Source organism: Pseudomonas sp. BIGb0164, assembly GCF_024810135.1.
Lineage (GTDB): Bacteria > Pseudomonadota > Gammaproteobacteria > Pseudomonadales > Pseudomonadaceae > Aquipseudomonas.
The window spans coordinates 296,835-321,187 of sequence record NZ_JANUEA010000010.1; the positions used below are offsets into that span (position 1 = coordinate 296,835).

The 24,353-nt window shown below is 57.7% G+C and carries 27 protein-coding genes and 1 pseudogene; 12 read left to right on the top strand and 16 right to left on the bottom strand.

The window, feature by feature from the left end:
* Positions 1 to 36: 36 nt before the first annotated feature.
* From M2394_RS25360 to M2394_RS25370, 3 genes are all read right to left on the bottom strand, one after another.
* The gene (locus tag M2394_RS25360) at positions 37 to 1,365 is read right to left on the bottom strand and encodes a D-arabinono-1,4-lactone oxidase (RefSeq protein ID WP_178918835.1); all 1,329 of its coding nucleotides are present in this window, start codon (positions 1,363 to 1,365) and stop codon (positions 37 to 39) included.
* 73 nt (positions 1,366 to 1,438) lie between these two features.
* Positions 1,439 to 1,795, bottom strand: coding sequence for a cytochrome c5 family protein (locus M2394_RS25365; RefSeq protein WP_176995453.1), 357 nt, complete (start codon positions 1,793 to 1,795; stop codon positions 1,439 to 1,441).
* 129 nt (positions 1,796 to 1,924) lie between these two features.
* The gene (locus M2394_RS25370) at positions 1,925 to 2,743 is read right to left on the bottom strand and encodes an arylamine N-acetyltransferase (protein ID WP_259175010.1); all 819 of its coding nucleotides are present in this window, start codon (positions 2,741 to 2,743) and stop codon (positions 1,925 to 1,927) included.
* A 120-nt stretch (positions 2,744 to 2,863) separates the two neighbouring features.
* Here M2394_RS25370 and M2394_RS25375 point away from each other — a divergent pair, with 120 nt between their 5' ends.
* From M2394_RS25375 to M2394_RS25390, 4 genes are all read left to right on the top strand, one after another.
* Complete coding sequence (locus M2394_RS25375; protein ID WP_178918825.1) at positions 2,864 to 3,100, top strand: DUF6555 family protein; 237 nt, start codon at positions 2,864 to 2,866, stop codon at positions 3,098 to 3,100.
* Between the two features lie 112 nt (positions 3,101 to 3,212).
* The gene (locus tag M2394_RS25380) at positions 3,213 to 4,193 is read left to right on the top strand and encodes a GyrI-like domain-containing protein (protein ID WP_259175011.1); all 981 of its coding nucleotides are present in this window, start codon (positions 3,213 to 3,215) and stop codon (positions 4,191 to 4,193) included.
* A gap of 524 nt (positions 4,194 to 4,717) precedes the next feature.
* A complete protein-coding gene (locus M2394_RS25385) occupies positions 4,718 to 5,080 on the top strand; it encodes a CPCC family cysteine-rich protein (protein WP_259175012.1) in 363 nt (120 codons plus the stop codon).
* A 125-nt stretch (positions 5,081 to 5,205) separates the two neighbouring features.
* A complete protein-coding gene (locus M2394_RS25390; protein WP_259175013.1) occupies positions 5,206 to 5,634 on the top strand; it encodes a hypothetical protein in 429 nt (142 codons plus the stop codon).
* On the opposite strand, the gene M2394_RS25395 is transcribed toward M2394_RS25390, so the two are convergent.
* The 3 genes from M2394_RS25395 to M2394_RS25405 are packed head-to-tail and all read right to left on the bottom strand — an operon-like array spanning position 5,577 to position 8,570.
* Entirely contained in the window at positions 5,577 to 7,463 is a 1,887-nt protein-coding gene (locus tag M2394_RS25395; RefSeq protein ID WP_259175047.1) for an FUSC family protein, read from the bottom strand. The two genes, M2394_RS25390 and M2394_RS25395, sit on opposite strands and share 58 nt — an antisense overlap.
* Positions 7,463 to 8,371, bottom strand: a complete 909-nt coding sequence (locus M2394_RS25400; protein WP_259175015.1) for an HlyD family secretion protein — start codon at positions 8,369 to 8,371, stop codon at positions 7,463 to 7,465. Before M2394_RS25400 ends, M2394_RS25395 begins: the two co-directional genes overlap by 1 nt.
* Positions 8,372 to 8,381: 10 nt before the next feature.
* Positions 8,382 to 8,570 carry a DUF1656 domain-containing protein gene (locus M2394_RS25405; protein ID WP_176995445.1) on the bottom strand — a complete coding sequence of 63 codons (189 nt, stop codon included), beginning with the start codon at positions 8,568 to 8,570 and terminating at the stop codon, positions 8,382 to 8,384.
* Between the two features lie 125 nt (positions 8,571 to 8,695).
* Here M2394_RS25405 and M2394_RS25410 point away from each other — a divergent pair, with 125 nt between their 5' ends.
* Entirely contained in the window at positions 8,696 to 9,511 is an 816-nt protein-coding gene (locus M2394_RS25410) for a helix-turn-helix domain-containing protein (RefSeq protein ID WP_259175016.1), read from the top strand.
* Positions 9,512 to 9,828: 317 nt separating this feature from the next.
* Here the strand turns inward: M2394_RS25410 and M2394_RS25415 are convergent, their stop codons facing one another.
* Complete coding sequence (locus M2394_RS25415) at positions 9,829 to 10,413, bottom strand: hypothetical protein (protein ID WP_178926113.1); 585 nt, start codon at positions 10,411 to 10,413, stop codon at positions 9,829 to 9,831.
* Between the two features lie 209 nt (positions 10,414 to 10,622).
* A complete protein-coding gene (locus M2394_RS25420) occupies positions 10,623 to 11,855 on the bottom strand; it encodes an MFS transporter (RefSeq protein ID WP_259175017.1) in 1,233 nt (410 codons plus the stop codon).
* Positions 11,856 to 11,953: 98 nt separating this feature from the next.
* On the opposite strand from M2394_RS25420, the gene M2394_RS25425 reads away from it, so the two are divergent.
* From M2394_RS25425 to M2394_RS25440, 4 genes are all read left to right on the top strand, one after another.
* Positions 11,954 to 12,904, top strand: coding sequence for a LysR family transcriptional regulator (locus M2394_RS25425; protein ID WP_178922584.1), 951 nt, complete (start codon positions 11,954 to 11,956; stop codon positions 12,902 to 12,904).
* Between the two features lie 95 nt (positions 12,905 to 12,999).
* A complete protein-coding gene (locus M2394_RS25430) occupies positions 13,000 to 13,731 on the top strand; it encodes a hypothetical protein (protein WP_259175018.1) in 732 nt (243 codons plus the stop codon).
* 347 nt (positions 13,732 to 14,078) lie between these two features.
* Positions 14,079 to 14,825, top strand: coding sequence for a YafY family protein (locus M2394_RS25435; protein WP_256732883.1), 747 nt, complete (start codon positions 14,079 to 14,081; stop codon positions 14,823 to 14,825).
* Between the two features lie 32 nt (positions 14,826 to 14,857).
* Complete coding sequence (locus M2394_RS25440) at positions 14,858 to 15,241, top strand: VOC family protein (RefSeq protein ID WP_178922591.1); 384 nt, start codon at positions 14,858 to 14,860, stop codon at positions 15,239 to 15,241.
* Between the two features lie 159 nt (positions 15,242 to 15,400).
* Here the strand turns inward: M2394_RS25440 and M2394_RS25445 are convergent, their stop codons facing one another.
* Positions 15,401 to 15,715: a hypothetical protein gene (locus M2394_RS25445; RefSeq protein WP_259175020.1), complete on the bottom strand. Its 315-nt coding sequence runs from the start codon at positions 15,713 to 15,715 to the stop codon at positions 15,401 to 15,403.
* 25 nt (positions 15,716 to 15,740) lie between these two features.
* Here M2394_RS25445 and M2394_RS25450 point away from each other — a divergent pair.
* Positions 15,741 to 16,016 (top strand): annotated as a pseudogene (locus M2394_RS25450) (transposase); the annotation flags it as partial.
* Between the two features lie 211 nt (positions 16,017 to 16,227).
* On the opposite strand, the gene M2394_RS25455 reads toward M2394_RS25450, so the two are convergent.
* Together M2394_RS25455 and M2394_RS25460 are read right to left on the bottom strand one after the other, a co-directional pair.
* Positions 16,228 to 16,761 carry a hypothetical protein gene (locus M2394_RS25455; protein WP_259175021.1) on the bottom strand — a complete coding sequence of 178 codons (534 nt, stop codon included), beginning with the start codon at positions 16,759 to 16,761 and terminating at the stop codon, positions 16,228 to 16,230.
* Positions 16,762 to 16,837: 76 nt separating this feature from the next.
* Positions 16,838 to 17,875 (bottom strand): aldehyde reductase, encoded by a 1,038-nt coding sequence (locus M2394_RS25460; protein WP_259175022.1) that lies wholly within the window; start codon positions 17,873 to 17,875, stop codon positions 16,838 to 16,840.
* A 100-nt stretch (positions 17,876 to 17,975) separates the two neighbouring features.
* Between M2394_RS25460 and M2394_RS25465 the strand changes: the two genes are divergently transcribed.
* The gene (locus tag M2394_RS25465) at positions 17,976 to 18,893 is read left to right on the top strand and encodes an AraC family transcriptional regulator (protein WP_259175023.1); all 918 of its coding nucleotides are present in this window, start codon (positions 17,976 to 17,978) and stop codon (positions 18,891 to 18,893) included.
* 52 nt (positions 18,894 to 18,945) lie between these two features.
* Here the strand turns inward: M2394_RS25465 and M2394_RS25470 are convergent, their stop codons facing one another.
* Positions 18,946 to 19,842, bottom strand: coding sequence for a LysR family transcriptional regulator (locus M2394_RS25470; protein WP_259175024.1), 897 nt, complete (start codon positions 19,840 to 19,842; stop codon positions 18,946 to 18,948).
* 117 nt (positions 19,843 to 19,959) lie between these two features.
* Between M2394_RS25470 and M2394_RS25475 the strand changes: the two genes are divergently transcribed.
* A complete protein-coding gene (locus M2394_RS25475) occupies positions 19,960 to 20,895 on the top strand; it encodes an alpha/beta hydrolase (protein ID WP_259175025.1) in 936 nt (311 codons plus the stop codon).
* Positions 20,896 to 21,455: 560 nt separating this feature from the next.
* Here M2394_RS25475 and M2394_RS25480 read toward each other — a convergent pair.
* The 4 genes from M2394_RS25480 to M2394_RS25495 form a co-directional block, all read right to left on the bottom strand.
* Entirely contained in the window at positions 21,456 to 22,109 is a 654-nt protein-coding gene (locus M2394_RS25480) for a hypothetical protein (protein ID WP_259175026.1), read from the bottom strand.
* On the bottom strand, positions 22,102 to 22,536 hold the full coding sequence (locus M2394_RS25485) for a hypothetical protein (protein WP_259175027.1): 435 nt from the start codon (positions 22,534 to 22,536) through the stop codon (positions 22,102 to 22,104). The genes M2394_RS25480 and M2394_RS25485 overlap by 8 nt, the downstream gene beginning before the upstream one ends.
* 228 nt (positions 22,537 to 22,764) lie before the next feature.
* Positions 22,765 to 23,817 carry a GTP pyrophosphokinase family protein gene (locus M2394_RS25490; RefSeq protein WP_259175028.1) on the bottom strand — a complete coding sequence of 351 codons (1,053 nt, stop codon included), beginning with the start codon at positions 23,815 to 23,817 and terminating at the stop codon, positions 22,765 to 22,767.
* Between the two features lie 199 nt (positions 23,818 to 24,016).
* Complete coding sequence (locus M2394_RS25495) at positions 24,017 to 24,340, bottom strand: low molecular weight protein tyrosine phosphatase family protein (protein WP_259175029.1); 324 nt, start codon at positions 24,338 to 24,340, stop codon at positions 24,017 to 24,019.
* Positions 24,341 to 24,353 lie beyond the last annotated feature (13 nt).

Below are 24,353 nucleotides of genomic sequence, written 5' to 3' on the forward strand. Positions count from 1 at the left end.
CAGCGGCGCTGCCCAGTACAAAATGTCGACGCTTCATCAGGCCACTCCCAGGATGGATGACAGGTGTGCATTGAGGAATTTGCCGCTGGGGTCCAGCTCGCGGCGCACCCGGGTAAATTCGTCCCAACGCGGGTACAGCGGCTGCAAGGTGCGGGCGTTGAGGGTGTGCAACTTGCCCCAGTGCGGGCGCCCGGCGTACTTCCAGAAAATCGGCTCCACGGCGGCAAAGAAGTTGTGATGGTCCATCGCGTAGTGCTGGTGCACGGAGATCGAGCAGCTGTCGCGGCCTTCGAACATGCTCAAGGGGATGTTGTCGGCCTTGACGTAGCGGTACTCGATGGGAAACCAGGTGCGCAGGTCCTTGTCGTTGATCAGCTTGAGGATTTCCCGCAGGCACGCCGGGCCATGTTCAGCAGGCACCGAGTACTCCATTTCGTTGAAGCGCACATTGCGCACATTGGCGTACACCTGGAACGACTCGGCCACCCGGTCCTGGAAACTGGCAAAGAACCGCAGGCTGTTGAGCAAGGTGCGGCGGGTGTCAGGGAAGTCGCTGGCGTACTTGTCGAGCTTCTCGATGATCGTCACGAACTCATTGCCGCCTGCCTCGGCCGGGTCAATGGGCGGCGTCTCGGGGTCGGTGGTTTCATTGAGCGCGATGGACAAGGCGTAGTCGGAATGGGTGACCACCAGCATTTCCCAGTGCTGGTTTTCCCGGGTGTTCTTCTCGACGTCTTCCAACAGTTCTTCGGTCTTGGCGATCCACTGGCGCTCCCGCAGTCGGTACGGCGCGCGGTTCTGCGAGCGGATGCGGGTGGCCACGCCCAGGGCGCCAAGGGACACCCGGGCTGCACTGAACACCTCGGGATGATGTTCGGCGTCGCAATCGAGCACGTCGCCCTGGGCCGTCACCAGTTGCATGCCAGTGACGCAACCGGAATACGAGGTGAAGCCCACGCCCGTGCCATGGGTGGAGGTGGAAATCGCCCCGGCCAGGGTCTGGTAATCGATATCGGCCATGTTCGGCAGCGCCTGCCCCACCGCCTTCAGCGCCGGCCCCATGCGCGACATCGGCGTACCGGCCGCAAAAGTAGCCTGCAACGTGGCGGGATCATGGTCGAGCAGCCCGTTGAAATAGCTCAGGGACAGCAGCGTGCCGTCGGTTGGCACCAGCGCGCTGAACGAATGGGCCGATCCCACCGGCCGGACAGTGCCCGGCGCCTGGCGTATCACCTGCACCAGCTCATCCAGGTCCTTCGGCGCCAGGCGCGCCAAGGGCAGGCAGGTCTGCGCTCCCGACCAGTTGCGCCACGGAATCAGCCGCGGCGCACGCGCCAATTGGGCCAGCACCGGGTTGCTGGTCAGCGCCAGAAAGGCGCCGGCCGCCGCCGACCGTTGCAAGAGTTGCCGCCGTGAAAGCGTCATCCACCACCCCTTCTTATTGTTGGATTTGAGTACCGGACATAAAGCTGATCAGCGCTAGGAACTGCTCTTCGGAACACTGCATGCACAGGCCCATCGGCGGCATGCCGTTGTAGCCGTTGATGCTGTGGTCCAGCAGGGTGTCCGCGCCCTGGGCCACACGCGGGCTCCAGGCGCTGCGGTCGCCGGTCAACGGCGCGCCGGACGCCGGGTTGGCGTGGCACAGCTTGCAACTGGTGTCGTAGACCTGGGCCAGCGCTGGGTCGGCGGGCATGGCGGTGGCAGCGGAGGCACTATCAGGGCGGGGTTTGGGTTTATCGTCACAGGCCGTCAGCAGGCCGAGCAGAGCCAACAGTAACGCGATGCGGCGCATGGCCACCCTCTCTTCTTATACGGTGGAAAGTGCAGTCCACACTAAGGCAGCCGTCTCGCGGCGTTGAGGGTTTTGGGGGACACAAAGGGGGGCTTGGGCGGCCAGCCACCCTGCCCCCTCATCGGGCGGTCAGGCCTGCAACAGGCCTTCGAGGGCGGTGCGCAGCGCAGGCAGTTGCGCCACACGCAGGCCAAAGGTGTCGCCGAGCAACGCCAGCAGTTCATCGGCGCTGTCCAGGGTGCGCTTTTCGCTGGGCTGGTCGAGGGAATGGACCGCGTAGTTCGTATTATTCAAGGTATAGCGTTTGCCCGGCGCCAGCAGCGCAGCCTTCAACTGGCCCACAAACGTCGAGCCCGGGTGCGTGGAGACGTACCAGTTGCCGATTTCATAGTCGATCGCCACCTGCTCTTGCAGGTCGAACACATACAGGCCACGCCATTCCTCGGCGACCTGGGCCCACAGCGTGTACTGCCCCTCATGATGGGTCAGGCGATAGGGTTCATGGGCGGTGGCTTGCGGCGCTTCGGTGTCCAGCCGCAGCGGGCTGCTGGGCACCATGCCGCCAAAGCCGACGTCGGTGATATAGCTAACGCCGTCCAGGGTCACCAGGCTCAGGCGATGGGTACGCCCGGTGCGCACGTCCGGCGGCCCGCCCATCACCACCCAACCGGTAATGCCGCGCGCTTCGAAGCCCAGCGCCTGCAACAGCGCCAGGAACATCTGGTTCAGCTCATAGCAATAGCCACCACGCCCATCGAACAACACTTTCTGCTCGACGCTGGCCAGGTCGATCGGCACCGGCAGGTGCATCAAGGTCGACAGGCTCTCGAACGCAAAGGTACACACGTGGCGCAGTTGCAGCGCCTGCAAGGTCTGCAGGGTAGGCGGTGGCGGCGCGTCATAACCCAGGCGCTGCAGGTAGCGCTGGCTGTGGGTCAGGTGGGGCATGGCACATTCCTTGGGCACGTGGCAGAGGCGTCACTATGCCGCGCCAGCGTGCACCTTGTCATTTTGAGTGAACCTTTTTGAACACCAACCTATCCATTCATAACAAGACAGGGAGGCAACATGAGTACCGCGAAAATCTACACCATCCATTACCAGCTGCACGGTCAACCGAAATCCTTTGTAGTGCGCGCCGAAATCATGAACAACGCCGAAGCCTGGCACTGGGCGGCGGTGGATGCCGACATCGCCCACGTCAGCCGCGTGGGGCGTGTGGGGCATGAGCAGGTTAAAAAGACCACACGGCCCTGGGCGGAGAAGTTCGGGATTACCGAGGTGACGTGGGTTGCGCCGAAGTGAAGGGAAAAGCCCCGCCTTATAAGGCGGGGTTTTTGCAGGTTATTTGCCTTTTTCAAAGGTGACGGGCTATAAAATCAACGATTCGACAGCTACCTGAACGCTGACATCTAGAATGCCCACCAAACCCGCCCCCCAAGCCTCCCGCGCCGAGTACGCACGCCGCATAAACCGTGTGCTCAACCACATCGACGCGCACCTCGATCAACCGCTGGATGGCGCGCAGCTGGCTGACATCGCCAATTTCTCGCGTTTCCACTTTCATCGCATCTTCGCCGCCTGGATGGGTGAAACCCTGGGCAGCTATGCGCAACGGCGACGGCTGGAGAAAGCGGCCTTCCGGTTGTCTTGCGGCACCCCGGAAACCGTACTGGAAACCGCATTGGCCACCGGGTTCCAATCCGGTGAAGCTTTTGCGCGGGCTTTCAAGCTCAAGTTCGGCTGCACGCCCTCGGCCTGGCGCGCCACGACGCTTGAGCGGCTCAAAGCCCAGGCCGCCGCGATTGGGCAGCCGCCTGGCAGCCAGGAGAGCAATCCTGATCAGGTCTTCGGCAATCCACATCAGGCGGGCGAGCGCGAGTTCGGCGAATCTGACGGCTCTTATCGGCCAGCGGATGACTTTGCCATGGATGTACGCATCATCGATTTACCTAAAGCACGTGTCGCGTACCAACGTTTGATCGGCCCCTACGGGCCTGCCATCGGCGAGTTCTGGCGCGGGGTCATGGCGCCGTGGATGCATTCTCATGGCCTCAGCGATCAAACCTGCTACGGCATAGGCTATGACGACCCGTCGCTCACCCCCGCCAACAAGTGCCGCTATGACGCGTGTGTCGAAGTACCGGCGCAGTTTGTCGCCAGCGGCCAGGCCGATACCCAGACGCTGCCGGGCGGCCGGTATGCCGTGGCGCGCTTCAAGGGCAAACCGGAACAGATCGCCAACGCCTGGATGTGGCTGACGCGAGAATGGATGCCGTCCAGCGGGCTGCAATGCGACGACCGCCCGTGCTTCGAGATGTTTTCGGCGCCTACGGTGATTGATCCTCGGACCGGGGAATTCAACTGCGAGATCTGTATTCCGGTGCGGGCGTTGTAGTGCCCATCTTCGAAGTTGCGAGTATCAGTGCCAATCCCTTAAGCAGTGCATACATTGTCGTGCACGCCAGGTTCTCAGTTGCCCACCGCAGAATGAACAGAAGGCAACCTTTTGCACGCAACGAAGCCTCATCCGATGGTGGAAGTACTCCCACACAATGACGGGATCAATGTGTTCCCGTCGCACTATCTCATCGACTACAGCCTGGTCACCCAAGTCATGGAAAACCCCTATAGTTGATAGCGTTTCAATCGAAGGGCAATAAGCGGTTATCCGTTCGCCGCAGCGATTACAGACGCGGTGGGTAGGTAGGGAAGTCATAAGGTCATCCGTAGGCTTAGACTCGGAACAGTATCCTGAGCTCGCCTCACTGGAAACAGGAACGCTACGATGGATGACCTCAACCTCGCCCTTAGCAACTCTTCTCAGTGAGTGGAGTTGGCCGTCAGTTATTTTTTAATCTGCTCCCCAAGTAAAAGATCACTTGGCCGATACCCGTAGACGATTAAACCAGGTGATGTCGTATGCGTGATCTACCCTGCCCGTGCTGCGGTTTCGAGACATTGGAATACGAGTACGGCTCGTACACTATTTGCGCCCTCTGTGGCTGGGAAGACGATGGTGTCCAGTTAGCTAATCCAACGTCAGACGGAGGCGCAAATTCGATGTCCCTCGCTGCCGCTCAGATGAGCCTCTTAAACAAATACCCAAGATCTGTTCAGCATGCAGGGGGATTTCGACGAGGGGTCGAATGGCGACCGTTAGACGTCAATGATATTGAAGCTGCGAACGCACGTAAGACCATCAAGCACTGGCACTCCATCGCGATTCGCTGGGAAGCAGAAGCCTATTGGACTGTAGCTGGAACGACCGGCGTCAAGGTTTGAATTGACGAGACCAACAGTTTTTTCCGAGTATGGCCGGAAGCGGATTCGTTATTGACCGAACGTTGCCATCGAAGACACGGCATCAGATTCGACTCCACTTCTTTCTAGACACTGAGAACAGCCACATGGGCGCCCCCATCATCATCGGTGACAGCTATAACCTTTGGATCAGCAATGCTCTGAAGGATGCTTTTTGCGACGTGCTGACCCGCGTCGCAGCACTGGAAGGCCACGACATCATGGCCATTTACGAGGACGCTCCAGGGGTTGCCGGCACCTATGGCGTGAGCGGTGTGGGCATTTATCTCGATGAATTTTATCACTACCTCGGCGGGTTCTCGGGGGTACGGCGCCACATCGATATTTGCCGGGCGCGCTTGCACGAGGTCGCCGAGGCCTGCAAATTGACGCCGTCGGGGACGAAGCGGATGGCGCACATACTGGCGTGGGTGGCCTACCACATGGATGGCAACCCGGTCTCTGAAGGCTGCTTTGTCTATGAGGATTGGCCGCCGGACGCCGCGTACGCCCCCAGCAATTGCGCCACCTCCTGATAACACCGCGCCAACTCCCCTGCCCCCAGCAACCGCAAACCCTGTGCCGTGCGCCGAGCCTGAAGCGCATTCAGCCCAGGCTCGGACGCATGCCTGGAGAGCCGCCGAATACCCCGCTGTGCACACCGCGCAACCGGTGTGCCCGGCGCCAGTTCCCGTGTCCTGGCATACACCCGCCCCAAGCTGCGACTCAATTGCAACGACAACGCGCCCACCGCGTCACCCTCGCACCCCGGCAAGGCCTGCAATGACACCATCCGATGCTGTTGCCTGGCCTGCCATTTCAACAGGTCCATGTGCGCGCCATCGCGCAGTAACCGCCCGGTGCTTGTGTGCAGCGCCCGTTTCAGTGCGCGCACCTGGGCGACAGGGTTTCTTGGCAGTATCTGGAAAGCCAGCATGCAGATCGCCAGCGCCACCGGCCAGGCGAGGGCCTGGTTGGCGAAGTCGGTAAAGTCGTATTGGGCGGTGCCACCGGTGCCGACCAGCGTGTTGAAGGCGATCAGGTAGGCAATCGCCTGCAAGGCATGACGCGGCTGGGTGGTGGCTTGCATCCCCCACACCCAGAAGGCGATCAGCACCACCGCCAGCAACGCGAAGCCGCTGATGTGCGGCAGCAGCAAGAACTTGCACGCGGCCGCCGCCACGATGCCGTAAATCGTGCCCCTGAACAGACCGGCAAGGCCCTTTGTAGGCGTGGGACTGGTCGCCAGCAAGGTGCAGGACGGGCCCAGCACGGCCAGCAATGTTGGCCCCTGATCCCACGCCGTGAAGTACCAGACGGCAGCGGTCGCCAGGGTCGCGACCAGGGCGCGCAGGCCGTTGAGCAACGCGTCGCCATAGTGCCGGTGGAAGCCGACCGCACGGGCCGGCGCCGGGGTGTCGTGTTCGAGGCAGGCGAAGTTCTGCAAGGCATTGGAGAGGTCCGCCAACGGATCGCTCAGCTGTACCGACTCTTCATCAAGGCCATCTTGCAACGCCCTGATCCGCGCGGCGGTCGTGGAAAAATCCGCATCGGTTTCAGCCAGCTTTTGCAGGGCCTCAGCCACGCCCACGACCGGCGTGCTGACCGACAGGTGTTGCAGGGCCACGGCATGCAGATACGCCAGCCCCGCCTGCAGCGTCGCGAACCGGGAACGGATCAGCACGGATTCGCCTCGACCGATCCCCAGCAGGTCATCCACCTTGGCGATGTCGAGGGCGAGTTGGCGCCGTTCGGCAGCGGCTACACCCTCCCCCTTGAACTGGCTCGCCAGCAACCGCAGCGCGCGCGAAGAAACATCCTTGAGCATCGGGCCCAGGCGCCGCTCGACGGTCTTTCGCCCAAACAAGGAGGCCACCAGGCTCAGGCTCAACACCCCCAGCACCACCGCCGTGCCCCGCGTGACCAGGTGATCAAACCCTTGCTGAGGCGCGACGATGGCCGGGCCCAGCGCCAGGCACACCGTATAACCCGCCACCACCGCCGCCGTGGCGTGGTAGTGCCGCAGCAGGGTCATGCCAGCGACACACAGCCCCAACCACACGCCGATACCGAGGATGAACAACAGCATTTTCTGCGCGAACAACCCCAGCAGAATCACCGCCACCAGGAGCCCCAGCGCAGTGCCCACCACCCGCATGAAGCCCTTGCCGATCACCGCGCCTTGGAGCGGATGGATCAGCAACAACACCGTCGACGCCGCCGAGAACGGCGAGTCCAGGTGCAATTGAAAACCCAGCCACAACGCCAATGTCGCCGCCATCACACTGCGCGCCACGTAGCCCCAGGTGGCCTGGGTCCACGGCCGAGGCAGTACGGCCCATAGCCGCCCCACATACCCCGCCATCACATGAACGCCTGCAGCCAGCGCGACAGCCGCCAATGCGGCGCGCTCCCGGGCTCGGTCACTTCGATACTGGCCGTCATCCCCGCCGCCAGCTCCACACCCTCGGGCACCGCATCCAGCTCGATGCGCACCGGCACGCGTTGCGCCAAGCGTATCCAACTGAACGTCGGCGCCACCTGGGGCAGGCCGCTGTCACTGCGCAACTCGTTACCGTCGGCAATGCCCCGGCCGATGCTCGCCACATGCCCTTCCAGCAACGGCGCAAAGCCCATCAGCTTGATCGAGGCCGGCGCGCCCACCAATACGCCCGGCAGCTTGGTCTCTTCGAAGTACCCGGTGACCCAGAAACTGCGGCCGTCGACCACATAGATATTGGTGCTGCCCGCCACCGCGTAATCCCCCGGTTGCAGGCGAAGTTGCGTGACGTAGCCGTCCACCGGCGAACGAATCGTCGTGCGCGCCAGGTCCAGCTCGGCCTGGGCCAACTGGCTCTGCGCCGCGTCCACCCGCGCCTTGGCCACGGCGAGGTCCTGGGCGGCGTTGTCGGTTTCTTCCCGCGCAATCGCGTCGCCCAACTGAGTGCGCCGCCGGAACTGCGCGGTGCGCTGCGCAAACACACTGCGCGCCTCGGCCAGCTCGGCCATGCGCTGTTGCTGGGCCAACAGGTAAGCACGCTGATCGATCTGATACAGCAACGCGCCCTTGGCCACCCACTGGTTATCGCCCACCAGCAGCCGCTCGACCTGGCCGGACACCTCGGGCGCAATGCGCAGCACCTGCGCGCTGACCCGCCCGTCCCGCGTCCAGGGCGCCAGCACATAGGCGCGCCATAACTGCGTGCAGAACAACAAGGCAACCAGCCCCAGCACCAGCGTCACCAGGATTTTCAACGTGTTGTTGAGCCTCATCGCGTCGCCCTCACAGCTTCAGCACTAGGGTGGAAAGCACAATCAGCGAGACAAAAAACCGCGTGAGGCTGGGGTGCCAGGTCCAGTCCAGCCACCGGCGCATCAGCCGTTCCAGCACCGCATACATCAACGCCGCAGCGCCCACATAAAGCAGAAACGGCGGCAGGTAGAGGTTGGCAAACGTGATTTCGCTGAGCATTGCAGAAGTCTCACCATCGGCCTTCACCTTGAAGGCCCTGCTGCCATGGTAGGCAGTGCCCGGGCGTGCCGATATTGAGTATGCTGCCAACTTATAATCAAATTCAGACACCTGAGTGCCGCGCAATGGACGAGACCACCCTCTACACCGTGGGCCAGTTTGAACTCGATGATTTCAAGCAACCCGCCGTCGCGGTGATGCTCGGCACCCAGCGCAACAACGCCGAATACGCCGTGCACACCCACCGCAAAGGCCAACTGGTAGTGGCCTGCCACGGCGGCATCGTGTGCACCGTGGAAGACGGCGTATGGATGGTGCCCACCGGGTTCGGCGTATGGATCCCGGCCGGCGTCGCCCACAGCAACCGCATCACCGCCAACGGCAAAGTCGGCTTCCTGTTCATCGAACCCGGCGCCGCTGCCCTCCCGGAAAAATGCTGCACCCTGGTGCTGTCCCCCCTCATCCTCGAACTGATCCTGCACCTGAGCACCCTGCCCCAGGACTACCCACCCGAAAGCCCCACCGCCCGCCTGGCGAGCGTGCTGATCGAACAAATGGAACAGGCGCCCTCGGAACAGCTGTACCTGCCCCTACCCGCCTCGACTCAGTTGCGCGCCATTGCCCGCCAACTGGCCCAGGCGCCAGACAATCGCAGCACCATGGCCGAGTGGGCGAAGCAAGTGGCGATGAGCGAACGGTCACTGGCGCGGTTGGTGAAGCGCGAAACGGGGCTGACGTTTGGGCAGTGGCGCAAGCAGTGGCAGATTATCGTGGCGTTGCAGAGCCTGGCCGAGGGGGAGTCAGTGCAGCGGACGGCGGAGGCGTTGGGGTATGAGTCGGTGAGTTCGTTTATCAGTATGTTTAGGAAGACGTTGGGGGCGTCGCCGGGGAGGTATGTGCGGGGGGTTGGGGGTGTGAGGTTTTCTGGGGGGTTGGGGTGATGCGGGGGATGTTGGGTAAAAACGTTGAGGGGGACTGACCGCTTTCGCCCAATAGCAGTCATTGCTGGCGCTGAATCGGACGCTGTCGACGCCTGAAGTTAGTTTTCGCCAGCACTATGGGATGCAGTCAATGAAGATGAGGTACGCGGAGCAGGATTGCCATATCAGGCTGACAGAATGTAGTTAACGCCCAAAAAGCCCCCCAAAGCTTAGCTTAAGTTTGAGAGGCCATTGTACATAGGCAGTATTTCATCTCGCCGCAACTAAGAACGGAAGTAGACCCCGCGAGAGAAGTTGATGACATGACTTCTGGATAGTTAGTCTTGCTTGTAACCACGCGTATTGAGCAGCATCCCGGACTTGTCAAATACAAAAGCTAATATTGTATTGGTTTTAAGTTTATAAAGGTATACGTAGCGACCGTCCGGATTGTAGTTTTCATGAGAGGGCGAGCCCAGGCAGCTTTGAACTTCCTGAGATGTTAATTCGCCTGCTTTGTAGTCACCAAAGGTTTTTGGGCAACTTTCAGAAGGCGTAGGGTTTGGTTGGTTCAATCTTTTGATTTGAAAATCTGTCCCGCCCGCGCCAGTCTCATTAAACGTTATGACAAACTTTTCGACTGCGCCTGGTGAGTCAACAATCCACATTTCTCTCCATGCGCTGACGCCGGGGCTTCCAACAGGCTGCTGAATTACGGTTTTCAATATATTGGTTTGCGGCGTAATCTCAAAACCTCCTAGTATCTTTTTCAATCCCGCGTTGGTGTCAGATGTCAGTTTCTCATTAGCAAGCGTTCCCTCGCTAAAATTTATTTTATTTTTTTGTGCCGGATCTATGTCGCCAGAGGACTGGCAGCCAGATAGTACTAAGGAAAAAATGACCGCAATAAACTTTATATTCATCAATTCACTCCTTGAATGAGATTTGCAAATCAAATAGTCAGTAACTATTACCTCTGACTAAATGACATGCCTTGCTGCCCTTTTGGTTCGAAAGTAGGCATAGGAAGATATCCATTTGCCATCATAGTGTCCACTGCCCTTCCTTATCGTTAGCGGGCTCCCACGATCGGCAACATTGGATCAATAACAGCCTCCCGCAGAGCAATAATTCAATCCACCACTAATCTCCTTCCCCCAAACACCTCCCCCCTCCCCACCCAAACAACCAGCCCCCCCAACACCAACACCCCCAACACCACCCACGGAATCCCCCCCGCGCCCCACGTCGCCAACATCACCCCACCCACTACCCCACTCCCCGCAAACGCCAGGTTAAAAACCGTCACCAACATCGATTGCGCAATATCCCCTCCCTCCCCGGCAACATCCGCCAACGCGGTTTGCAACAAGGTCGGCGCACCACCAAAACTCATGCCCCACAGCACAATGCCAACATACATCGCACTGACAGACAGCCCCCCCACCCCAAAGGCAAACGCAACGCAGGTAAAGGCGGTAAGGCTCAGCAACATCAGGCGCCGAACCCTGCCATCAATCAGCACGCCCGTGATCCATAGCCCAACCAACGCCGCCACGCCGAACGCAAAGAGCCCCTGCTCCACCTGATCAGCCATCCCGACGGAGGCCAGGAACGCGGCGATGTAGGTGTAGAGCGTGTAGTGCGCCAGTATCCAGAGCATGACCACCGCCAGCACCGGCCGCACACCTGGGGTCAGCAGGACGGTGCGCAGCGGCAGGCGTCGGTCGGGGCGCTGGCCTGGGTAGTCGGGCACGTTGAGGCAGGTCCAGGCCATCAATAGCAGGCTCAGCCCGGAGAGCGTGCCGAACACCCAACGCCAGCCCAGGAGCTGGCCGAGCCAGGCGCCCAGCGGTACGCCGAGGGCCAGGGCCAGTGGGATGCCGAGCATGGCCAGTGCCATGGCGCGGCCGTGCAATGCCGGAGCGACCAGGCGTCTGGCGTAGCCGGCCAGCAGGCTCCAGGCCAGGCCGGTGGCGATGCCGACGAAGAAGCGGGCAGCCAGCGTCAAGGAGAACCAGGGCGACAGGGCCGTCACCGCGTTGCACACAACAAACAGCGCGACGGCCAGCAGCAGCACCAAACGCCGGCTCCAGCCCTGCAGTGCGAGGGTCAACGGAATGGCCGCCAACCCGGAGCCGAGTGCGCACAGGGTCACCAACTGGCCCGCCCAGGCTTGCGACACGCCGAATGCCTCGGCGATTTGTGGCAGCAGCCCTGCGGGGACGGTTTCGTTGGCGGTGGCGATGAAGCTGCCCAGTGTCAGGGCCAGCAGGGCCGCCAGTGGCAGGCGTGCGGTGGTGCGATGTTCGCTCTCGCCGGATGGGGTTAAAGCGTTATTTTCAAGTTGCGATTCGCCGTTCATGACCTGTGCTCAACGGGATAGGAAGCGCCAGTGTGGGGAATTGCATTGGTTTTGATAATTGGCCTACTCTTTGATGAATTATCAAAACTGAATTGAATATGGCCACTGACCGATTGGGTGATATGCGTTTGTTTGTCGAGGCGGCGGCACTCGGCAGTTTGTCGGCTGCGGGGCGCAAACTGGCGCTGTCCCCTGCTGCGGCCAGCGCGCGGCTTATCAAGCTGGAGGCGGCGTTGCGCACCAAGTTGTTTGATCGCACCACGCGCCAGCTGCGCCTCACGGAAGAAGGCCGGTTTTACTTGCAGCAGTGCTGGGTTGCGTTGCGGGCGATCGATGAGGCCGAAGCCGGGCTTCAGGCCAGTCAAACAGAGGTGCGCGGCAAGGTGCGGATATCCGCGTCGGCTGATTTTGGCCGCCACCTTTTGAACGACTGGCTGGAGGCATTCAGCACGTTGCATCCGCAGTTGTGCGTGGCACTGACCTTGTCGGATTCGGTGTCGAACCTGGTGCAGGATGATGTCGACCTGGCCATCCGGTTTGGCCAGCCCCAGGACAGCTCGATGATCGCCAAGCAACTGGCGCCCAATTGGCGGGTACTCTGCGCCTCGCCCGATTACCTGGCGCGATACGGCGAACCTCAAACACCCGCCGACCTGGATCAGCACAAATTCATTGTGCTGGTAACGTCCGCAGGCCCCTTGAACACCTTTCACTTCACGGTGGACGGCCAGGAATGGAACCACACCGTGCCCATGAGCCAGGCCTGGGAAACCAACGATGGCGCACTCGCACGCGCCTGGGCGCTGGCCGGGCACGGCATCGCCCGCAAGACCATTTGGGACGCCGCAGCCGATATCCGTGCCGGAAGGCTGAAAGTTCTGTTGCCGGAGTTTTGTGTACGTGAGGCCGGCGTGTACGCGGTGTTGCACGGCAACCGCTACCGGGCTCCCCGGGTGCGGGTGCTGCTGGATTTTTTGACTGAGCAGTTCGGTCGCGCCACCGAAGAGCTGTTGCTCGACCTTGAGGTGCCGCGTGTGGGGAGGTTGTGAGCCGGCTCTGGCAGCCTGGATGTTTTCTGCCTACGCTGTGCCTGCCCGTTTCGAGCCACTCGCCGATTCAGTCCTGTACCAGAAGGATCTAAACCATGGGACACCTTGTCGTGGCTCACGCGATGAACGTGATGCCGGCGCTGGAACCACTTTCCGCGTTACCGAAGAGCATTGGCTGGTCGTTGCACAGGGATGAAAACACCACGTCGTTCTACCTGGATACGTACAAGGCAGGCGCAGAACGCAAATGGCCTTTTACGTCCATGCCGCCCATCAAGGATGTACCGCTTGAGCTGCCTGAAGAACTGGCAGCGTTGTCGCGGGTATACAACCTGCTTGAGAGTGCCCGGCTAGCCAACACGTTCAAGAGAGCGTTCTTGAACCTGAACCTGGCGCTCAGTAAAAGCCTTCAATTAGAGATTTTCAGCGTTTGCACCGATGACGACGGGCTGGATTTTGTGTGCCTCTCGTCGAAGGGTGAACTGCAAAGGCTGCGTTGTGTATGCGGTGATCTGGAAATCACTTATGAGCCTGGGACAGTCACGGTCCAGCCGCTGCTGCTGGAGGGCGTTGAAGGCTGCGATGTGAGTAGTCTGCATGCCCCGGAGAATGGGATACAGGTATTGAGGCGGGACAGAGCGCCGTCGTCGTTGCCGCATGGGGTGGCTTCGGCAGAAATCATGGGTTTCCTACGCGTAGAAAGCCCACCGCTGGGCCTGGGTTGCCTCGATGGTATGGAGGTCACACCGATGAAGATCGCAAGTTCTGAGAGGGCTTCGATGGAGCCTGAGGTGATTGTTCAGAAGGCCTGGTGGAAGTGGTGGTAGTGCCTCCTGTAACCGACCAAGAGAAATCGACTTACATGACCCAATCGACGACCGTCAGCAGCCTCATTGGCCCCTGGAAAGGCGTGGCCGAAACTTCGTTACAAGAGCGATGCCGAGACGCCTGGAATACGCGGCTTGACGAGCTTTCAGACCTGGAGGTCGCTACTTTTCTGAACCAGAAGACCGCAGCGCCCCAAATGCTGGTCGAGGCTAAGCGGCGTTTGAAGTCCGCTGTCTGCCTCTCCCAAAGGGCAGAAAACGGCCAGCAGTAGACGTTCAAACTAGCGAGTAGCCTCTCAACCTGACAACGCCACCTATTCCGGTGGCACCTGAAAATAGCGCGCGGTTTGAATATTCAATATTCTTCCGGCATGTCCAGATCTGAACGCCTCCTCAATCTCCTGCAAATCCTGCGACGCTACCGGCATGCCGTCAGCGGGCAAACGCTAGCTGACGAACTCGGCATCGGCGTTCGCACACTCTATCGCGACATTGCCAGCCTGAAGGCACAGGGCGCGGCAATCGAAGGGGGTGTCGGCGTCGGCTACATCATGAAACCCGGCTTCATGCTGCCTCCACTGATGTTCGGCTCCGTCGAATTGGAAGCGCTGGTTCTTGGGATGCGGCTGGTAATGGAGCGCCGAGACAGCGAGCTGACGCAAGGTGCGCAGGCGATGCTGACAAAAATATCGGCGGTTTTGCCACCGCCCCTGCGGCGCGAATTGGAGGTCTCCACGCTGTTTGCTGGCATGGGACAAACATCGACAGATGCCACAGCTCACTCGGGCCTTCTAAGGGAGAGCGTCCGGCTTGAACGCAAGCTGGAACTGAGCTACCAGACTGCGGCTGGAGCAGTCTCCCAACGCACAGTCTGGCCGTTTGCACTCGCATACTTCGAGCGGGTGCAGGTGTTAATGTGCTGGTGCGAACTGAGAGGGGCTTTCCGCAATTTTCGTACTGATCGCATCAATCAAGTGGTGCTCTCAACGGATCGCTACCCTCAAAGCAAACAGGCGTTGCTTGAAGAATGGCGTCGCTCGATGCCGGCAAGGGGCATAACGATACTGTCAGAAACTGACACGGGTTGGCTTTAAGGTGAGATTTCTCCCTCTCGCCAGGTCTGCTCATGAACTTTGCCTCCGTACGTATCGTCACCCAAAACTTCAAACGCGTCGTCGACTTCTACAAAACACTCTGCGCCATTGAGCCTAAGCATCTCGCTGAGGGATTCGCCGAAATTCATTTCAATGGCATCGTTTTGGCAATCAGCGAAGAACGCTTGATCCGGCTTTTTAACAATGGGCTTGCCTCGGCGGCGGCAAATCGCTCCGCTATCCTGGAGTTCGAAGTCGACGACGTGGAGGCGGCCTTGATGCTCGCAGAAAAGGCAAACGCAGAAGTCGTAATGCCGATCACACTGATGCCTTGGGGTAATACCTCGGCGCTGTTGCGCGACCCAGATGGCACATTGGTGAACATCTTTTCCCGAGGTGCGCGCGACTTATCGTGACTGCAAGTTAGGAGCCAGGCGGCGAAATTTGTCGCTTAGGTCTGTATTGGTCATTAGCTTCCCGTTCTGGAAGGCGGTTTTGGGTCGATTCCGCCCCCCTAGAGGGCAGCTAACGGCCCATAGTGTGTAAAAACACTAACCGCGCTGTCGCCGCCGAACTCAAATGGGAAGGAATGCCAACGTTTCAAGGTTGATCTCAGCGTAACGCCCCAAATCCGCCTTGTAGAGGCAGATCCTAGAGACCCCAAACTCCGCCTGCAAGAAAGTGACGAGCTGTCTAAGGTTGCCCTTGGCATGCGCCGTGGTCGGACTTACGACAGTCGCACACCCTGGTTCGTCGTCGTAAGTTCTGATCAGGAATATGTCCCCATCGCTCTGCACGCTGTAATTATGACCACGGTACTCATACCCTAAATCATGGTCGACATCGTCAAAACGGGTAGATTTCACTATCTTCACAGCAGCATCCAACATTCGAATTCCAGAAGAGGATCGTCTCGTGAAGCGCTTTATTCAAGGGGAGCATAGAGGTCAAGGCACCTTACTTCCCGAAAGCTTCGATGACTACGTCAACGATACCAACCCGGTACGTATAGCCGACGTCTTCGTCGACGAGCTCGACCTGGTCAATTTGGGTTTCGACGGTGCTATTCCTGCTGATACGGGCCGACCTGCTTACCACCCTGAGGTCCTGTTGAAGATCTGTGTCTATGGATATCTCAACCGCATCCAGTCGAGCCGACGCCTGGAGCGAGAAGCCCAACGCAACGTTGAAAAGCTCTGTACATCATTGGAGAACACAGGCGCTCACTCAACTCCACTATTTGCGCCGCCCCGGGAGTGTCTGGATATTGCCAACGCGGTGACGCTAAAAGCTCCCTGGCTTCAGCGACCAAATGAGCGGTAATGACGGGGTTCAAAATCATAAGCTGGCTCGCCTGCATTCAAGGGATTGAGGGAAATTCGCGAGTGACCACCGAGGACGCTTACGTGACCATCACAGCGAGCACCGCCAAATTCCCCCCTATCCCAGTCACCACCCACGCAAACGCCACCAGCGCCTTGAACACCTTGCGCGAGGGGCTGAAAACAACCCCAAGCAACGCGCCGATCAGGATGCCGGGAAAGCTGAACAAGTAAAAAAGCCAACCCATGGCGTCTGTGACCCACAGGTGAAAAAGAAACAAGTACAGCGCCATGGCCACAGCCATTCCCCCCAGCGACTCCCGTGACGCCTTGCACAGCAGCGCGATGCACAGCACGGCCGCTTGGGGTAACCAGGAGGAGGCAAAGTTCTCAAGAAAGAACGGGCCTTTTCCCGTGGTGTAGACGGCAACGGCGAGACCCAGCCCGACACCGATGGCGGCCAGCGGAATACGCGTGAACGCTGGAGGACTGTGTTCTACTGATCTCATTCCCTGTGACCTTTTTGAAGCAAGTGATTGGTGAAACATCCGCAGCCTTTTTACAGTGAATTCCCACCGAATCAAGCGACATTCGAACTGCCAGCGTTCGGTCAAAAGCAGCCCCTCACATCAGGCTGCTTTCGACCCGAAGCGCGCGGTTGCCAGCCATCAAACACCCGCACGCCTCACCTCAGCGAGGTTCAATCAAGCCGAGTTCGATAAAACTCCTGGCCGTTGCAACAATGGCGTCTTCCGGGCTACGAGGTGCCCAGCCCAACAGTGTCATGGCCTTGGCCGCCGTGACGCTCATATCGACGCCCAACAGCTTGACCATGCCCAGCATCATCGGATTCGTTTTGGCAGCGGCACGAATGTTGTCATCGCTCAGTTCCTGAGTGGAAACATTCCTGGCAGCCTCACCCAGATGATCGCGCAGCGTGCGTGCCACCTGCACCATCGGCAAGCTGTCGCCCGAACTGGCCAGGAAACGTTCGCCGTTAGCGGCCGGATGCGTCATGGCCAGCAGGTGCAACTCGGCCACATCCCTGACATCCACAAAACACGAATTGATGTTCGGGCAGCCAGGCTGTCCTTCCAGCATGTCTTTGATGATCCGGGTGGAGTGAGAATAGGTTGCGCCCAATACCGGGCCCAGCACCGCGACCGGGTTGATTGCCGCCAGTTCAAGACCTTGCCCTTGCGCACTCTGGTTGAATTCCCAGGCCGCGCGCTCCGCCAGCGTTTTTGATTTCTGATACGCCCAGACATCGCCGCTGACATCACTCCAGTCGGTCTCATCAAACGGGCGGCGGTAGTCAACTGAATGGCCGACGCCAACCGCACCGAACGCCGAGGTGAGGACAACACGCTTGACTCCCGCCTCGCTCGCGGCGCGCAGTACACGCAAGTTTCCTTCAATGGCTGGATTGACCCAGTCCGCTTCAGTCACCTGGTTGCCTGACGGTGTAGGCGATGCACCGTGAATCACGTAGCGACAACCGGCGACAGCCTCTTTCCAACCGTCATCGGACATCAAGTCGGCGACCACAAACGACAGGTCGCTCCCCGGGTCGACATTGCGTTGTTTCAGATGCCTGCGCACTTCAGCTTCGCGCGCCAGATCGCGCACAGTCGTACGAACCTTAAAGCCCTTCTCCAGCAGTGTGATGATGCAGTATTGGGCTATAAAACCTGTGCCACCGGTTACCAATACACTGTGTTCACTCATGCCTGCCTTCCTCACCGGATTGATCGTCAGGAAAGGCTACCGGCCTGCTACCGGATTCTGAATATTTGATCGTACGCCAGGCTTGCGCGATAGTACGGAAATGCACAACGATCCTTTTTCCGACATCCTCAAACTCGCCCGCGCCGAATCGCTGGTGACAGGCGGTTTTACCGCAGGCGGGCGCTGGGCGCTGCGTTTTCCCGCTCCGGACAACATCAAATTCTTTGCGGTCATCAAAGGCAGTTGCTGGGTCACGTTCGAAGGCGACGAAAGCCCGATGTTGTTCCGCACGGGTGATGTGGGGCTACTCAGTGCCAAACGCGCTTTCGTACTCGCCAGTGATCCGGAGGTCGAACCCACCGATGCAATGCGTGTGTTTTCGGGCCCGGGCAAATCCCACGTGCCCATTGGTGAGGGCGACGATTTCGCCCACATTGGGGGTCACGTACTCCTCGACCCTGTCAGTGGGAGGCTGTTGAGACAGGTCCTGCCGCCGTGGATTCACGTGCCAGCGGCGGCGCCTGAGGCCGCTTCTTTTCGCGGGCTGCTTGATCAACTGGTGCAAGAACGGCTAACCCCAAAGCCAGGCGCGCAGTTGGCATCCGCTCACTTGGCTCAACTGCTGTTCATCCAGATCCTGCGCGCTCACCTGGAAACCAACGGTTCACCGCTGGCGGGATGGCTGGCCGTGCTTGGCAATGCCCGTCTTGCACCGGCCCTGCAACTGATGCACGGCGATCCTGCCCGCTCGTGGCACCTGGAAGACCTGGCACGCGCATGCGCCATGTCACGAACGACGTTTGCACACCACTTTCGCACCGTGGCGGGGATGACGCCAATCGCGTACCTCACGCATTGGCGGATGCGGCTGGCTGAGCGCGCGCTACGTGAGGGCAACGAGCCTATCGGTACGGTTGCGCAGGCGCTGGGGTACGCATCCGAAAGCGCCTTCAGCCATGCTTTCAAGCGGGAGACGGGGCTCGCACCCAAGGCGTGGCGGTTTGCTGCGAAAGGATGAGTCGGTTGAGTGCTGGATCACTTGCTCAGCCCTCCGGCATCTGCCTTGAAATTCAGCATTTCCAGCGTTCAACCATCAAGTCAATGAAGCCCCGAACCTTCGGGGGTAAATGACGCTTGCTGGGATAGATGGCTTGAACGGGCACCTCTTCGGTGCCATACGCCTGAAGCAACTGCTTCAGGCGGCCATTCTCAAGGTAGTCAGCCGCCAGGAACGCCGGCAGGTAAGCGAGACCCAGGCCCAGAAGAGCCGCATCTCGAATGGCCTCTGCGCTGTCCAGCCTTAGCCGACTGTTCGGACTGACCTTCAGCCACTCGCCGCTTGCTTCTTGCAATCGCCAAGGTTGGCGCTTCATGCGGCTGCTGAACACCAGGCATTGATGATGCAGAAGATCATCCGCCGTTTGAGGAGCGCCATACGCCTGGACGTAAGCGGGAGCGGCACAAATGACTGCGCGATGATGGGCCACCGTGCGAGAGACAAGGCTGGAATCGGTTGCATGGTTGCCAATGCGCACCGCTAGATCGAAGCCTTCGTCAATGATGTCCACCACCCTATCCGAAAAGCTTGCATCGACCTGAACATCGGGCCACAGCCGTTGATACTCGGCCAGCAAGGGAAGTACCAACAACCGGCCAAGTGCATCAGGCAGACTGATGCGCAGATTACCTCTTGGTGCACCTGCCTTCTGCCCCACACTGTCTTGAGCTTCTTCCAACTGGCTGAAGATCTGAATGCAGTGCTGGTAGAACAATTGACCGTCATCCGTGACGCTCATGTTCCTCGTCGTGCGATTGAGGAGCCGCACACCAAGATGGGCTTCAAGGCGAGTAATTGCCTTACCGGCTGCCGAGCGTGTCAGCCCGAGCGAACGGCCACCCGCAACGAAGCTTCCCGTCTCGACCACGGCCATGAACGCGCTCATTTCATCTAGATTCAAACGACTCACACGCAACTCCAAGCGGCACCACAGAGGGGAAATCTGTTCGTCAATGAGAAGAATACACTGGAACCACAATCGCCAATCCTGATGCATTGCATCGGCATCTCATGTGAGGAACTACCCATGCCCTTCTCCCCCCTTGTTCAGGCCCGTCTCGACGCCTGGGTTGCATCTGCGGCTGACTTTGGGCCCTTTCTGCTAGGACAGGAAACGAACACGACCCTTGATGAGCAACGCAAAGCTTACGAACGGGTGTTGTCCACGCACCCGGTTCCCGCGGGCGTAACCTGGCATGACGTCGATATGGGCGGTGTACCCGGCAAGGTTGTGGTGCCCGATGAACGTGAGGGCAATCGGATTCTGCTCTACATCCATGGCGGGGGTTATGTGGGCGGCAGCCCGACTGGCTATCTGGGTCTGGCTGGGCACTTCGCAAAACGACTCGGCGCCAACGTCTTTCTGCCGGACTATCGCCTGGCGCCTGAACATCCATTCCCGGCGCCCATCGATGACACACTGGCGTCCTATCGATGGCTGCTCGACCAAGGCCACGATCCCAAGTCCATCGTGTTCTGCGGCGACTCCGCTGGAGGTGCAATGGTGGTATCGGTGATGGTCAAGGCCCGCAACGCAGGCTTGCCGTTGCCAGCGGGTGGAGCCGCCTTGTCCCCTTGGGCAAATCTGGAGCACACGGGTGCATCCATCGACAACCGTGACGGCCTGGATCCGCAAGCATCACGCCTGGGCCTTACGTTGCTGGCCAAAGCGTTTCTCAACGGCGCGCTGCCCAATGATCCCGATGCATCACCTGTCTTCGCGGACGTCAGGGGCTTGCCACCCATCCTGGTGCAAATAGGTGAAAACGAAGTGATGCTCAGCGACGCCATGCGGCTCGCTATCCATCTGGGAGAAAACCGAGTACGTGTGTCATTGGAAGTCTGGCCGGGGATGTTTCACGTCTGGCACATGTTCGCAGCCATCTTGCCGGAAGGGATGCAGGCGGTAAAAAATGCTGCCTTGTTTTTGGATCAAGCCCTACGTGAGCGTCATCCCAGCTAAGTTTTCAAGAGGTAAGACCAGGAGACGCTGCGGCCACTTACGTATCACGTTGGCGTTGATGCCGTGGCCGATGGCGATGCTGGAAAGGTCTGCTCCCGGTTGAGACATTCCAGAACACCCTGGGCCTTGAAGGGTTTTGAGTAAGCGCTTCGTTGAAGCATGGAAGTCCTGACATTAAGGGCTATCGCGCCCGCGTAAATATACGCAGGCACCGTGGTCCTTAATGCTGGCGTTTGGAAGGAGAACTGGTCGGACGCATACTGGTGGACACCTTTGGGTGCACAAGGATGCCAGTGATAGATGTGTTTCCTATATCACTGAGGATCACGCATAGGGCGCGATCTTGTCAGTGGTATCAGGAGAGTCTGAGCACCTAGATCGAGCGTGCGCGATGGGTCGAAAGCTGGAGTTGCAATTGGCTGCATTCGACCCTAAGCAGACCTTTTATGACGATCCGCTTTTGGTGGTCCGAATCCAGCCGATGAATATCGAAATTACTACTACTCAAGGATATTAATTCGGCAGAAATTAGATACTCTAATATTTTGAGCCCTCAGCACTCACTCATATTCAATATTTTTTTCTTGCTTATGATGTTCAGCATGCGCAGCCTTGTTAACAATCTCAATATTATCAAGATTTAACGCCAAGTCAGGGTCATCAGCCCTTCTAACTATGTGGTGCGCCTGCGCATCCGGCTCAAGCGGCTCACCAGTTTTTTGGCAAGCACTAATACCATCGCGGGCTATTTTTTGTTTTTTTAGGGCTCTTTGTCCGGATCTATTTGCACTTTCATTCAAAAGACGTCGGGTCCTAGAGTCTGGGTTATCCCTAAGTGCCCCTAAGCATCGATCACTTTCGATTAGTTGCTCATTTTTTACTGCATCAAAGGACTTCTCGATGCGTTCGTTAATCTCACGACTTAACGCGGGCGTTCTCACAAACCGGTCGCCGCCAATCTTGAACTTATCTTTATCCGGGAGTTTATTGTAAAACTTTTTCGCACCTGTAGGATCTGTACCCAGTACAGTATGTAAAGCCGGAGTCCCAAGCGCAGTTTTTCCTTTCTCATCGTAAACTCCATGCTGCTGAATGGCCTTGCGCACCGCCTCAGCATGCTCCCTATCCACAAATTCACCAGGGTTAGGAAATTTTAGTGGAGTCGACTTCAATGAGGTCACACGGATCTGAGTCCCTTCAGTTTTTTCACTCATCACCCCCTCCGAACGCTTCATCATCTACAAGATTGCTGCGGATATCCTGAAGTACTTGAAAAGCCTTTACTGATCTGGCATCCATATTAATATCGGCGCGTATGGTTTGAGCAAGCTTCCTAAACCATTTTTTTGCGGCATCGGGATCTTCATACATTTCATCCGTAATGCCGAGTAAATCATTTCGCTGTTCGCCATCATGATCAACCAGGTAGTAAATAACCTGTTGTCTTTCACTTGTGAAAACTTGATCGGAGAAAGGCAGCCATTTCTGTTTAAGGGCTTTAATTAAGTCGAATATTTCGTTATACGAATTGGCGCTGACCTTTAATGGCGCTACTGCCTCGTCCAATTGAGAGCGCAAAAATTCAACGCTGCCAATTTTTTCGAGATCATCTACAGATTTTGCCTCAATAATCTCTCTCATGGGGAACACTCTAAAGTTGGTATTTTTCAAGCTTCTGCTATCACACCCCACAGGTCAACGCCTAAGGGGTAAAAATGACCGCTTCTTGCCCGATATCTGCCGTTGGCGATCGGCGGCTTTCGGCCAAAAGCGGACAGTGGTATAAAAACCAATCTGTCCGTTTTAAATATTTATAAGCAATGGTGCAGGGAGTTCTACGAGCAGAAATATGCGGCTGAAAAAACTAACTCATCGCGCGAACTCAAGAAGGTACTCTTTGAATTTAGCACCGCCTATCCCGCGTGCGGCAAAGAACGCTTCAATCACTTCAGGATCTTTGCTCTTCGCAGCCAAAACATGCGAAAGATAAAAGATAGAAATCCCTCTTGATACAAACCTAGGCTTATCACCTGTACCTATCTGAGCAGTAACGTCCGCGGCGCGGCGCATTATTTCGCGCTCATTTTCAACCAAAGATTTTTTGAGCTGCTCAATAGTTCTCAAGCCGAAAAACAGGAGCCCATCCAACTGTTTAGCGACATTTTTTGGCTCTTCAAAAAACTTAAAATTACACGCGCTAGCAATTTCGGAATCCATTGAGACACATTTCTCATCAGAGCAGATAAAGTCTAGATACGTAATTTTATCAAGCGCAACTTTTTCTGGATTCTTAAGGATTTCCAATTTTACAGACTTCTCATATTTTTGTAGCTCTGACCTTATAGATACAAACTCTTGATCAGCCAGTTCCAACAGACCAGCCATTCGAGAAAATTTTCGTCTTGTGGCTCGAGGAACCTCAACTGAGCTTTTATATCCTATGTCGTGTTCTATTTCTGCCCAAGTATGCTGCAAAATCGAACGTATCTGAATTTCAATCTTCATTCCTTTAAAAGCAGAATATTCTTGAAGTTTTTCCCGCTCACGCTTTAACGACACTACGTAATGCAGAGACAAATAACCGAACCTATCAGGATCTAACGATGCGCGTTTGTCGATAGAGTTGGCCCTATCGATTTTAAACTCGCTTTCCACCATTGAGGCCACTACATCTACATCATCTGAGAAATGTGTGATTATCCTGGCGCCTGCTAAGTCTGTAATTTCTTCAAGCGCGTTATAACGCTGCTTAGCATCTACTTTTCGCTCAAGGCTTTCTCGTGCCTTACATCTAAAAGAGATAGAGTGATACGAGGTTTTTTTTGCTAGCAGTAACCTTTCCAAAAGATCGGAAACCGTTTTTGCAAACGAATTATAAACTTCCCTTTTTGCATCGAAATCAGCAACCAAGTCCTTTTCCATCACAACCTCAGCAGGTTATCGCTCTTAGAAAACGAAACGTACCAAACATACAGGCATTAAGCCACTACCTTATTACAATCGCACCCGGTTACGGAAGGCAGAGTGAGTCGCCTCTAGTTTCGTAGAAGCTTGGAGTTGCCGCTTTTGGCTGTTTGCGGCCTTGTTGAACGTCCGCTTATGGCCGGAAGCAGACATAACATCACATGGAAAAATAACGCCCCACTCTCCCCTCGAGCAGCTTGATCAAAGCCGGTGCCATGTATTCGTAATCATCAGGAACATGCAGACAGACAATACGCTTACCCTTCAACTCCGAGGCAAAGCGAGCCGTCAGTTTTTTACGATGGATCGGCTCCATCACAAAAATCAGCTCGGCCCATGCCAAAAGCTCTTGGCTTACAGGCACATCTGCATCGTTACTGACGCCAGCAGATGCCGTCTCAATACCTGACCAATCCGCAAACAACTGTTCGGCGGTCGGACTGCGTAGGCGGTTTTTGCTGCAGATGAAAAGCACATTCAAAGTGCGTCAGCTC